Annotated in this window: 9 protein-coding genes; 5 read left to right on the top strand and 4 right to left on the bottom strand. The window is 59.1% G+C overall.

Going from position 1 to position 12,650, the window contains the following annotated elements; translation table 11 throughout:
- Positions 1-32: 32 nt before the first annotated feature.
- The 3 genes from ftsN to priA form a co-directional block, all read right to left on the bottom strand.
- Complete coding sequence (gene ftsN / locus RTN40_RS18560; RefSeq protein WP_312229759.1) at positions 33-974, bottom strand: cell division protein FtsN; 942 nt, start codon at positions 972-974, stop codon at positions 33-35.
- A gap of 93 nt (positions 975-1,067) precedes the next feature.
- Entirely contained in the window at positions 1,068-2,093 is a 1,026-nt protein-coding gene (gene cytR / locus RTN40_RS18555; RefSeq protein WP_312229758.1) for a DNA-binding transcriptional regulator CytR, read from the bottom strand.
- A 158-nt stretch (positions 2,094-2,251) separates the two neighbouring features.
- A complete protein-coding gene (priA, locus tag RTN40_RS18550) occupies positions 2,252-4,447 on the bottom strand; it encodes a primosomal protein N' (RefSeq protein WP_312229757.1) in 2,196 nt (731 codons plus the stop codon).
- A gap of 205 nt (positions 4,448-4,652) precedes the next feature.
- On the opposite strand from priA, the gene rpmE reads away from it, so the two are divergent.
- A complete protein-coding gene (gene rpmE / locus RTN40_RS18545; protein WP_103821663.1) occupies positions 4,653-4,865 on the top strand; it encodes a 50S ribosomal protein L31 in 213 nt (70 codons plus the stop codon).
- Positions 4,866-4,980: 115 nt separating this feature from the next.
- Here rpmE and metJ read toward each other — a convergent pair whose 3' ends face one another.
- On the bottom strand, positions 4,981-5,298 hold the full coding sequence (gene metJ, locus RTN40_RS18540) for a met regulon transcriptional regulator MetJ (RefSeq protein WP_007369220.1): 318 nt from the start codon (positions 5,296-5,298) through the stop codon (positions 4,981-4,983).
- 275 nt (positions 5,299-5,573) lie between these two features.
- On the opposite strand from metJ, the gene metB reads away from it, so the two are divergent.
- The 4 genes from metB to katG all read left to right on the top strand — a co-directional run bounded on the left by metB (position 5,574) and on the right by katG (position 12,631).
- Entirely contained in the window at positions 5,574-6,734 is a 1,161-nt protein-coding gene (metB, locus tag RTN40_RS18535) for a cystathionine gamma-synthase (RefSeq protein WP_042394627.1), read from the top strand.
- Positions 6,735-6,736: 2 nt separating this feature from the next.
- Positions 6,737-9,169, top strand: coding sequence for a bifunctional aspartate kinase/homoserine dehydrogenase II (locus tag RTN40_RS18530; RefSeq protein WP_312229756.1), 2,433 nt, complete (start codon positions 6,737-6,739; stop codon positions 9,167-9,169).
- Between the two features lie 201 nt (positions 9,170-9,370).
- Positions 9,371-10,261 carry a methylenetetrahydrofolate reductase gene (gene metF / locus RTN40_RS18525; RefSeq protein ID WP_312229755.1) on the top strand — a complete coding sequence of 297 codons (891 nt, stop codon included), beginning with the start codon at positions 9,371-9,373 and terminating at the stop codon, positions 10,259-10,261.
- A gap of 189 nt (positions 10,262-10,450) precedes the next feature.
- Entirely contained in the window at positions 10,451-12,631 is a 2,181-nt protein-coding gene (gene katG / locus RTN40_RS18520) for a catalase/peroxidase HPI (RefSeq protein ID WP_312229754.1), read from the top strand.
- Positions 12,632-12,650 lie beyond the last annotated feature (19 nt).

Genomic DNA, 12,650 nt, shown 5'->3' with positions numbered 1-12,650 from the left:
TGCAATTATAGATGGGGGGGATTTTGGGGGTTTCAACCCCCGGAGGCGAGACGAATGCAGTTTGCGTGACCGGCCAGCTTCAGGCGGTTGATGGTGCCATCGACGTTATCTTTACCTTTAACCGGACCAATCACCACGCGATTCCAACCGTTGTTGGTAGTAATGCGTGAATCAAAACCTTCGAACGCCAGCTGGGCACGCACGGTTTCCGCCTGCTCAGCGCCTTTAAACGAACCGCACTGGACCATCCAGCGGCGCTCATCTTTTTTCTCAGCGGCAGGCTTCGCCGCTTCCGGCTCACGCGTGACGGGGGCAGCCTGCTGCGTTTTCGGCGCGGCGGCGGTATGGGCCGGGGTTTGCAGCAGATCCTGATACGGCTGGTTGTTTGCTGCGGGCTTCGACTGCTGCGTCTGGCGCGGTGCCTGCGCGCTCTGCACCGTGCGGGTCTGCGGCTGCTCCGTCAGACGCGGCTGGGCTTGCTGCTGTTGGACCTGTTGTACCTGACGCTGGCGCTGCAGGGTCTGCTGGCGCTGGGCTGGCGTCTGCTCGTTCCATGGCACCTCGTTGAGCTGGGTCGGCTGCTGACGCATATCGGCCTGCATCTGCTCTAACAGCTGGCGCTGTTCATTGGTTAGCTGATCCGGGTTCATTACCTCACCGCCAGCAGAGGGTTCGGTTGGCGCACGTACGCCCGGCTGACGGCTCTCCAGCTCTTTAATATAACGCCAGCGCTCTTCCGGTTTCGGCGGTAGACCATTGCCCGTGACCTTCTGGCTTTGCAGGGTCTCGGACTCCTCTTTTTTATGATGGGTAATAAAGTACAGTCCACCGAGAAAGGCCACCAGCACGGCGGCTGCAATCGCCACCATAGCAGGCGAGACAGCAGGCATATTACGTTGCTTCTTCCTTGAGGTGCTCGTTTTTCGCCGCGAAGGAGCCGACTGGCTGCGGCGTACATAATCTCGTTGGGCCACTATCGTTTCGCTGTATTCATTCGTTTATTGGTCCGTCATGTTACTTAAGCGACGGGACTTTGACCAGACGCGGAAGTCTGAAAGCAGGCGCTGTTACGTAAGCGCCTGTGTCGAACCGCGCACGATCAGTTCGCAATCCAGCAGGCGCGATCCGCTGCTCACTGTCTGGCCATGTAACTGATCCAGAAGCAATAGCATCGCCTCGCGTCCAATCTCAAAGCGCGGCTGGGCCACCGTTGTTAGCGGCGGATCGCAGAACTGGGCGAGCGAAATATTATCGAAACCAATGATAGACAGATCCTGAGGAATTTTCAGACCCTGCCGTTTTGCACAGGAGAGTGCACCGAGCGCCATCACATCGCTGTGGCAGAATACTGCCGTAGGCCGCTTCGGCAGAGCCAGCAGCTGCTCCATGGCGCTGCTTCCCGCCTCGTAGGTGAAGTTGCCCCGGGCGATATAGTGTGGATCGACGCTAATACCGGAGCGGCGCAGTGCCTGGACGTAGCCCTGCAGGCGGTAGTGACACAGCGGCATCTCCTCTGGCCCGGCGATGCAGCCAATCTGCTGATGTCCCTGCTCCAGCAGATAGTTCACTGCGTTAAATGATGCCGTCAGGTTATCGATATGCACCGTAGGCAGCTCCAGCTCCGGCGCGAACTCGTTAGCCATCACCATCGGCGGCAGGTTACGCTGCTCCTCAATGCTGGCATCGAACGGTAGACGTGACCCGAGCAGCAGCATGCCATCAATCTGCTTGGTGATGATCAGATCGATAAATGTTTTCTCCTGCTGATTCTGATGAGCGCAGTCGCCAATCAGCACCAGATAGCCTTGTTCGGCCGCGGTCACTTCAATACCGCGAATGATTTCGCTAAAAAAGGGATCGCAGATGTCCGGCACGATGACCAGTAGCGTGCGCGATTCGTTGCGTTTAATGTTGCGCCCCATTGCCTGCGGCAAATAGCCTACCTCCAGCGCCGCCTGCTCAACGCGGTTACGGGTCGCCTGGGAGACTTTATCCGGGTTCATTAACGCCCGGGACACGGTTGCCGTTGAGACCTTCGCTTTCTGGGCAACATCTTTCATGGTCGCCGCAGCAACCTCTTTCTTAACCTTCACCTCTTTCTCCTCGCATGTCTGGCGCAAGCGCAGACGCATCCCTTATGTGCGACATTACCCACATTTTTAGCAGATCGTTTATCAGTACGGTTACAGTATTTTCAGGAAAATTGTGATGAAGGCTTAATTTTTCGATCCCACTCGCATCCCTGGCCCCGTTAACCCTCAATGGGATCCACGTCTAACACCCACTTCACCTTGCGCGCCTCCGGCAGGGTATTAATCAGCGCCAGCGCGCCGCTAACGATATGCTGCAGGCGAACACGGGAGGGATGCTGAAGCAGCAGCTGCCAGCGGTAGCGCCCGCCGCGCTTCGGTGCGAGAGCGGGTACCGGGCCAAGCAGCCAGAGGTGGCTATCCACCAGCGGGCTGGCCTGCAGCAGATTACGCAGCTGCTGGAGAAAGAGCGGAGCCTGCTGGTTGTTATGATCCTCTGCGCGGATAATGACGTGGCTGGTCCACGGTGGCAGCTGGAGCGTCTGCCGCTCCGCCAGCGCCTCGTCGGCAAAGGCGTCGTAGCCTTTATAGAGCAGCGTTTGCAGAAGCGGGTGCTCAGGGTGGTGGGTCTGTAAAATGACCTCACCCTGTTTGCCCGCCCGTCCGGCACGGCCGGAGACCTGGGTGTAGAGCTGGGCGAAACGCTCGGCGGCACGAAAGTCGGCCGAAAACAACGCCCCGTCTACATCGAGCAGCGCAACCAACGTGACGTCCGGGAAGTGGTGTCCCTTCGCCAGCATCTGCGTGCCGATAAGAATACGCGCGCCGCCGCGATGCACCTCCGCCAGATGCTGCTCCAGCGCCCCTTTGCGGCTGGTGGTATCGCGATCGATGCGCGAAATCGCCACGTTCGGGAAGAGCGGCGTCAAGGCCTGCTCAAGCTGCTCCGTGCCCAGTCCCACAGGGACCATATGCGTGGATCCGCAGGCGGGACACTGGCGCGGAACCGGGCGCTGGCTGTCGCAGTGATGGCAGCGCAGCTGGTGCTGGGCCTGATGCAGGGTATAGTAGTGATCGCAGCGAGGACACTCAGCGATCCAGCCGCAGTCGTGGCAGAGCAGCGCCGGGGCAAAGCCGCGACGGTTGAGAAACAGGATCACCTGATTATTGGCCTGCAGGTGCTGGCGCATCCGGCTGATTAATGCCGGGGAGAGACCTGCCTGCAGCTGCTGGCCCTTGAGATCGAGCACGTGCTGGTTGGCCGGTCGGGCGTTGCCTGCCCGCCGGGTGAGGCGCAGCATTCGGTACTTCTTCTGCCGCACGTTGTGCAGGGTTTCCAGCGCGGGGGTGGCCGAGCCGAGGATAATCGGGATCTGCTCGCTGTGGGCGCGGTAGACCGCCAGATCGCGGGCGTGGTAGCGCCAGCCCTCCTGCTGCTTATAGGAGCTGTCGTGCTCCTCATCGATCACGATGACGCCAAGATTTTTAAACGGGGTGAACAGCGACGAGCGGGTACCAATCACAATCGCTGCCTCGCCGTTTTTGGCCTTCAGCCAGCTGCTCAGGCGCTCGCTGTCGTTCAGTCCCGAGTGCAGCACTTCTACCGGGGCGTTAAACCGCTCGCGGAAACGGGCAATGGTTTGCGGCGTCAGGCCAATCTCCGGCACCATCACCAGCGCCTGCTTGCCTTGGGCAAGAACGTTCTCCAGCACGCTCAGGTAGACCTCGGTCTTCCCGGAGCCGGTAACGCCTGCCAGCAGCCAGGCGGAGAAGGTATTGGCCTCGCTGTGGATCGCCCCCACGGCGGTCGCCTGCTCGGTGTTGAGCCGCAGGCGCTCGCCGCTGACGGCATACCCTTCGCGCCAGTCGCGGGGCGCGGGCGCTTCGCTGCTCAGCTCGCACAGCCCTTTACTACGCAGCGCCTGGAGCGCCGCATCGTTAAATTCGAGATCGGCCACCTGGTGCCGCCAGATCTTTCCCTGACGCAGGGCGGAGAGCGCCTGCTGCTGCTTTGGCGAGCGCTTCAGGCTGTTAATATCCACCGCCTGGCCCTGTTCGGTGGCGAACCAGTACCAGAGCGGCGCGGCGCTGGCGGGCTTCCCCTGGCGCAGCAGCACCGGCAGGGCATGAAACAGTACATCACCCAGCGGATGATGATAATACTCCGCCGCCCACAGCAGCAGTCGCCAGACCGAAGGCGTGAACACCGGCTCGCTGTCGAGCACCTCCGCCACGCTTTTCAGCTCGGCCAGCGGCAGCTCGCTGCTGTCGCTCACCGAGACCACGATGCCCACCCGCTGCTGCTTGCCGAACGGCACGCGCACGCGGCAGCCCGCACGGGCAGACAGATCGGCGGGCAGCAGATAGTCGAAGGTGCGGGGCAGCGGAACGGGCAGGGCAACGTGAGCAACGGGCATTTTTTTATCCATGCACTTGAAACTGGCGGGATAGTATACACATTGTGAGAGAGCAGATGCGGATCTGTTTGCATAGGGCGGTTAATTTCTGTATGATTCGCCGCCTTTGGTGTTGCATTCCGCCGCCAAAGCTTAATCAATCATCTCGCGTGGTGTCCGGCGTTAGGGCTGGAAGAGCGACGCGGCCTTAACTGAGGTTTCTTCCATGAAAAAAGGTATTCACCCGAATTACGTTGAAATTACTGCAAACTGCTCTTGCGGTAATGTGATCAAAACCCGCTCTACCGTGGGTCACGATCTGAACCTGGACGTGTGCGCCAAATGCCACCCGTTCTACACTGGCAAGCAGCGTGACGTTGCTACCGGTGGCCGTGTTGACCGCTTCAACAAGCGCTTCAGCATCCCGGGCAGCAAGTAATAATTCGCTGCTTAGAAAAAACCGCCTCCGGGCGGTTTTTTTGTGCCTGAATTTTGGCAGCTGCCACCCGGCGTTTTACGCTACCCTACAAAAAGGGGCCGAAGCCCCTTTTCTATTAGTATTCCCATGTGTCCGGGTCGATGCCCAGTTCGCGCATGATCACCTTCGCCTCTTCTGGGATTTCATCGCTGCGCTCTTTGCGCAGGTCTTCATCGTTCGGCAAAGGCTGGCCGGTGAACGCATGCAGGAACGCTTCGCACAGCAGCTCGCTGTTCGTGGCGTGACGCAGGTTGTTGACCTGACGACGGGTGCGTTCATCGGTGAGGATCTTTAACACCTTCAGAGGAATGGAAACCGTAATTTTTTTTACTTGCTCACTCTTCTTACCGTGCTCAGCGTAGGGGCTGATATATTCGCCGCTCCATTCAGCCATGAGATACCTTAATCCTCTTTCTCATTAATAAATGGCCAAAACCCGACTAAACGCAGGGACAGGGCCGTAATCTCGCGTAGTTTACCGTAGAGACGCCACCGTGACACGGAGTATTGGCTCTGCAGATGTGCGCTAATGCAGATAATTTTAACGGCTATTCCCGGTTTGCTCAATCTATACGCAAAGAAGTTTAGATGTCCAGATGTATTGACGTCTATTGTCACAATGCTATTCTGTGGCCTGATTTTTCATCCATTAAGCCAGGAAGCCTTCACATGACGCGTAAACAGGCCACCATTGCAGTGCGTAGCGGATTGAATGATGACGAGCAGTACGGCTGCGTTGTCCCGCCGATTCATCTCTCCAGCACCTATAATTTCACTGATTTCAACGAGCCGCGCGCTCATGACTACTCCCGCCGTGGCAACCCGACGCGCGATGTCGTCCAGCGTGCGCTGGCGGAGCTGGAAGGCGGTGCGGGTGCGGTGCTGACTAATACCGGCATGTCCGCGATCCACCTGGTGACTACGGTCTACCTGAAGCCTGGCGATCTGCTGGTAGCCCCGCACGACTGCTACGGCGGTAGCTACCGTCTGTTTGACAGCCTGGCGAAGCGCGGCTGCTACCGCGTTCTCTTTGTCGATCAAAACGATGAGCAGGCCCTGAAGGCGGCGCTGGCTGAGCAACCGAAGCTGGTGCTGATCGAAAGTCCAAGTAATCCATTGTTGCGCGTCGTGGATATTGCGAAAATCTGTCAGCTGGCCCGCGAAGCCGGTGCCGTGAGCGTAGTGGATAACACCTTCCTCAGCCCGGCGCTGCAAAATCCGCTGGCGCTGGGGGCGGATCTGGTGCTGCACTCCTGCACCAAGTATCTCAACGGTCACTCCGACGTTGTCGCCGGCGTGGTGATCGCCAAAGAGGAAGCTACCGTCACCGAACTGGCATGGTGGGCGAATAATATTGGCGTAACCGGCAGCGCATTTGATAGCTACCTGCTGCTGCGTGGTCTGCGTACATTGTCGCCGCGTATGGAAGTGGCGCAGCGTAACGCCCAGGCGATCGTTGAGTTCCTGAAGACGCAGCCGCTGGTGAAGAAGCTCTATCATCCGTCGCTGCCGGAAAACCAGGGCCACGAGATTGCTGCCCGCCAGCAGAAAGGCTTCGGGGCGATGCTGAGCTTCGAGCTGGACGGTGATGAGCAGACGCTGCGTCGTTTCCTGAGCGGCCTGTCGCTGTTTACGCTGGCAGAGTCGCTGGGCGGGGTTGAGAGCCTGATCTCTCACGCTGCCACCATGACGCACGCGGGCATGGCCGCCGAAGCGCGCGCCGCTGCTGGCATCTCAGAGACGCTGCTACGCATCTCGACCGGTATTGAAGATGGTGAAGATTTAATTGCCGATCTGGAAAATGCATTCCGGATCGCAGCCAAGGGGTAAACATGAGTGTGATTGCGCAGGCAGGGGCGAAGGGTCGTCAACTGCATAAGTTTGGTGGTAGTAGTCTGGCGGATGTGAAGTGTTACCTGCGTGTCGCCGGTATCATGGCGGAGTATTCGCAGCCTGGCGATATGATGGTGGTCTCGGCCGCCGGCAGCACCACCAACCAGTTGATCAGCTGGCTGAAGCTCAGCCAGACCGACAGGCTCTCTGCGCATCAGGTTCAACAGGCGCTGCGCCGCTACCAGTCCGAGCTGATCGGTGGCCTGCTGCCGCCGGAGCAGGCGGATGGGCTGATAAGCGAGTTTATCCACGATCTGGAGCGTCTTGCAGGCCTGCTTGACGGCGGTATTACCGATGCGGTCTATGCCGAGGTCGTGGGGCACGGCGAGATCTGGTCCGCACGCCTGATGTCCGCCGTGCTTAATCAGCAGGGGCTGAATGCCGCCTGGTTGGATGCGCGAGAGTTTCTGCGCGCCGAGCGCTCCGCCCAGCCGCAGGTGAACGAAGGCCTCTCTTATCCGCTGCTGCAACAGTTGATGGTGCAGCACCCTGGCAAACGGCTGGTGGTGACCGGCTTTATCTGCCGCAACGATGCGGGCGAAACCGTGCTGCTGGGCCGTAACGGCTCCGACTACTCGGCGACGCAGATTGGCGCGCTGGGCGGCGTCTCCCGCGTGACTATCTGGAGCGACGTGGCCGGGGTCTACAGCGCCGACCCGCGTAAGGTTAAAGACGCCTGCCTGCTGCCGCTGCTGCGTCTGGACGAGGCCAGCGAGCTGGCCCGCCTGGCCGCACCGGTACTCCATGCCCGCACGCTCCAGCCGGTCTCCGGCAGCGATATCGATCTTCAGCTGCGCTGTAGCTACAACCCGGAACAAGGCTCTACCCGCATTGAGCGCGTGCTGGCTTCCGGGACGGGCGCGCGCATCGTTACCAGCCATGATGATGTCTGCCTGATTGAGTTTCAGGTTCCGCCGAGCCAGGACTTTAAGCTGGCACATAAAGAGATCGACCTGATCCTGAAGCGCGCCCAGCTGCGTCCGCTGGCAGTAGGCGTGCATACCGACCGCAATCTGCTCCAGCTCTGCTACACCTCGGAAGTGGTTGATAGCGCGCTGAAACTGCTCGACGAAGCCGGGCTACCGGGCGAGCTGCGCCTGCGTGAGGGATTGGCGCTGGTGGCGCTGGTTGGTGCGGGCGTATGCCGTAACCCGCTGCACAGCCACCGCTTCTGGCAGCAGCTGAAGGGTCAGCCAGTGGAGTTTATCTGGCAGTCCGACGACAGCATTAGCCTGGTGGCAGTGCTGCGCGTTGGCCCCACCGAAAGCCTGATCCAGGGCCTGCACCAGTCGTTGTTCCGCGCCGAGAAGCGCATTGGCCTGGTGCTGTTCGGCAAGGGCAATATTGGTTCGCGCTGGCTGGAGCTGTTTGCCCGTGAGCAGAGCGCGCTCTCTGCCCGCACCGGTTTTGAGTTTGTCCTGGCGGGCGTGGTGGACAGCCGCCGCAGCCTGCTGAGCTATGATGGACTGGATGCGAGCCGCGCGCTGGCTTTCTTTAATGACGAGGCGGTGGCGCACGAGGATGACTCTCTCTTCCTGTGGATGCGCGCGCACCCCTATGACGATCTGGTGGTGCTGGACGTCACCGCCAGTGAGCAACTGGCCGATCAGTACCTCGACTTTGCCAGCCACGGTTTTCACGTCATCAGCGCCAACAAGCTGGCCGGGGCAAGCACCAGCGATAAGTATCGCCAGATCCACGATGCCTTCGAGAAAACGGGCCGTCGCTGGCTCTATAACGCCACCGTGGGCGCGGGCCTGCCGGTGAACCACACCGTACGCGATCTTATCGATAGCGGTGATTCGATTCTCTCTCTCAGCGGCATCTTCTCTGGAACGCTCTCCTGGCTGTTCTTACAATTTGATGGCACCGTACCCTTCACCGACCTGGTCGATCAGGCCTGGCAGCAGGGGCTAACCGAGCCGGATCCGCGTGTCGATCTCTCCGGCAAGGATGTGATGCGCAAACTGGTGATCCTCGCTCGTGAGGCGGGGTACGACATTGAGCCGGACCAGGTGCGCGTTGAGTCGCTGGTGCCCGCTGGATGCGAAGAGGGGTCGGTGGATCACTTCTTTGAAAATGGTGACGTGCTGAACGAGCAGATGGTGCAGCGTCTGGAAGCGGCACGGGAGATGGGCCTGGTGCTGCGTTACGTGGCGCGCTTTGACGCCAACGGAAAAGCGCGTGTTGGCGTAGAGGCGGTGCGTCCCGAGCACCCGCTGGCGGCCCTGCTGCCGTGTGACAACGTCTTTGCCATCGAGAGCCGCTGGTACCGCGACAACCCGCTGGTGATCCGTGGACCGGGTGCGGGTCGCGACGTCACCGCAGGCGCTATTCAGTCGGACATCAACCGTCTGGCGCAGCTGCTGTAGTTTATGATTAACCCCTCTCTGCCAGGAGAGGGGCTTTCTGCCTGACATGAACTTTTTTCATCTTCCCTGCATATTCCTCATCTCTAACCGCGATATTTCTGTTGACGTTATCCCGCTTTTACGTCATTTTGGCATCTGGACGTCTAAACGTATAGAAGTTCACACGACAACAACCAAGACACGCGATTGATGAGGTAAGGTATGAGCTTTTTTCACGCCAACCAGCGGGAAGCCCTGAATCAGAGCCTGGCAGAAGTGCAGGGGCAGATTAACGTATCCTTTGAATTTTTCCCGCCGCGCACCAGTGAAATGGAACAGACCTTATGGCACTCCATCGATCGCTTAAGCAGCTTGAAGCCGAAGTTTGTCTCGGTGACCTACGGTGCCAACTCCGGCGAGCGCGACCGCACGCACAGCATTATCAAAGGTATTAAGGATCGGACCGGGCTTGAGGCCGCGCCGCATCTGACCTGTATCGACGCGACCCGCAACGAACTCCGCGCTATCGCCCAGGACTACTGGAACAACGGCATTCGCCATATCGTCGCCCTGCGCGGCGATCTACCGCCAAACGGTGGCAAACCAGATATGTACGCCGCCGATCTGGTGGGCCTGTTAAAAGAGGTCGCCGATTTCGATATCTCCGTGGCGGCCTACCCGGAAGTACATCCAGAAGCGAAAAGCGCCCAGGCGGATCTGCTCAACCTGAAGCGTAAAATTGACGCCGGGGCGAATCGGGCGATCACTCAGTTTTTCTTCGACGTGGAAAGCTACCTGCGCTTTCGTGATCGCTGCGCGGCAACCGGCATTGACGTGGAAATTATCCCAGGCATTCTGCCGGTTTCTAACTTTAAGCAGGCGAAGAAGTTTGCCGACATGACCAATGTACGTATTCCGGCATGGATGGCGCAGATGTTTAACGGCCTCGATGACGATGCCGAAACCCGCAAGCTGGTAGGGGCAAGCATCGCTATGGATATGGTGAAGATCCTCAGCCGCGAAGGGGTGAAGGACTTCCACTTCTATACCCTAAACCGCGCTGAAATGAGCTACGCTATTTGCCATACGCTAGGCGTACGTCCAGGCCTGTAAAAACCGCTTCGGCGGTTTTTTATTGTCCAATCGATATGAATGATGAATGTCATTGTCAGCATCCATATCTGCCACTTAATTACTAATAAAAACAGTCGGATTTAACTATTAAATCTGTGGATGGATTCAACTATCTCTTATTAAGAGTGGTGTATATCGTAACGGTAACACCATATTGGGAGCAGATAGATGAGCGCATCAGACGATATCCATAACACACTTTCCACAGGCAAATGTCCGTTTCACCAGGGGGGCGCCGATCGGAGCGCCGGGGCGGGAACAACCAGCCGCGACTGGTGGCCGAAACAGCTTCGCGTTGACCTGCTGAATCAGCACTCAAACCGCTCAAATCCGCTGGGCGAAGACTTTGACTACCGCAGCGAGTTCAGCAAACTCGACTACTCCGCGCTGAAAGGCGATCTCAAAGCGCTACTGACCGATTCACAGCCGTGGTGGCCTGCGGACTGGGGTAGCTACGTTGGCCTGTTTATTCGTATGGCATGGCACAGCGCAGGCACCTACCGCTCTATCGATGGTCGCGGCGGCGCAGGCCGGGGGCAGCAGCGTTTTGCTCCTCTTAACTCCTGGCCGGATAACGTTAGCCTGGACAAGGCTCGTCGCCTGCTGTGGCCGATTAAGCAGAAGTATGGCCAGAAGATCTCCTGGGCCGACCTCTTTATCCTCGCCGGTAACGTGGCGCTGGAGAACTCTGGCTTCCGCACCTTTGGTTTCGGTGCCGGGCGTGAAGACGTCTGGGAGCCGGATCTGGACGTTAACTGGGGCGACGAAAAAACCTGGCTCAAGCATCGCCATCCTGAAGCACTGGCAAAAGCGCCGCTGGGCGCAACCGAGATGGGTCTGATCTACGTTAACCCGGAAGGCCCGGACCATAGCGGTGAGCCAATCTCTGCTGCCGCCGCCATTCGTGCTACCTTCGGCAACATGGGGATGAACGACGAAGAGACCGTGGCGTTAATCGCGGGTGGCCACACGCTGGGCAAAACTCACGGCGCAGCGGCGGCAACGCACGTTGATGTCGATCCTGAGGCCGCGCCTATTGAAGCGCAGGGCCTGGGCTGGAGCAGCAGCTACGGCAGCGGCAGCGGGGCGGATGCCATCACCTCCGGGCTGGAAGTGGTCTGGTCGCAGACGCCAACCCAGTGGAGCAACTACTTCTTTGAGAACCTGTTTAAATACGAGTGGGTACAGACCCGCAGCCCGGCGGGCGCGATCCAGTTTGAAGCGGTTGATGCCCCGGAAATCATTCCCGATCCCTTTGACCCGGCGAAAAAGCGTAAGCCCACCATGCTGGTCACCGATCTAACGCTGCGTTTCGATCCGGAGTTCGAGAAGATTTCCCGTCGCTTCCTGAACGATCCGCAGGCCTTCAACGAGGCCTTTGCCCGGGCCTGGTTCAAGCTGACGCACCGAGATATGGGACCGAAAGCGCGTTACATCGGCCCGGAAGTGCCGAAAGAAGAACTGATCTGGCAGGACCCGCTGCCGCAGGCAATTTTCAATCCATCTCCGGAAGACATTGCCAGCCTGAAGGCCGAGATTGCCGCCTCTGGGCTTTCCGTAAGCGAGCTGGTGTCGGTTGCCTGGGCTTCTGCCTCTACCTTCCGCGGTGGCGATAAGCGTGGCGGTGCGAACGGTGCGCGTCTGGCGCTGGCTCCTCAGCGTGAGTGGGAGGTCAACGCAACGGCGGCCCGTGTTCTGCCGGTACTGGAGGCGATTCAGCGTACGGCAAACAAGGCGTCGCTGGCGGATATTATTGTTCTGGCTGGGGTAGTCGGCGTTGAGCTGGCGGCAAAAGAGGCAGGCGTTGCTATTGACGTTCCGTTCGCACCGGGTCGCGTGGATGCTCGCCAGGATCAGACCGATATCGATATGTTTGAACTGATGAACCCGATTGCCGACGGTTTCCGTAACTACCGCACGGCGCTTGACACCTCGACCACGGAGTCGCTGCTGATTGATAAAGCGCAGCAGCTAACGCTGACCGCGCCGGAGCTGACGGCGCTGGTAGGCGGCCTGCGTGTGCTGGGGGCTAACTTCGACGGCAGCCAGCACGGCATCTTTACCCAGCGCGTGGGCGTACTCAGCAATGACTTCTTTGTTAATCTGCTTGATATGCGCACCGAGTGGAAGGCGACCGATGATAGCGCTGAGCTGTTTGAGGGGCGCGATCGCCTGAGCGGCGAGGTGAAGCATACCGCCACCCGCGCTGACCTGGTGTTTGGTTCTAACTCCATTCTGCGAGCGCTGGCGGAAGTGTATGCCAGCAACGATGGCCACGAGCGGTTTGTGAAGACCTTCGTTGCTGCCTGGGTGAAGGTGATGAATCTCGACCGCTTCGATCTGCGCTAAACGCTAAAATATGAAAATC

This window comes from Pseudescherichia sp. (genome assembly GCF_031987975.1).
In the GTDB taxonomy this organism is placed as follows: domain Bacteria; phylum Pseudomonadota; class Gammaproteobacteria; order Enterobacterales; family Enterobacteriaceae; genus Pseudescherichia.
This window is presented reverse-complemented; position numbering and strand designations above follow the sequence as displayed.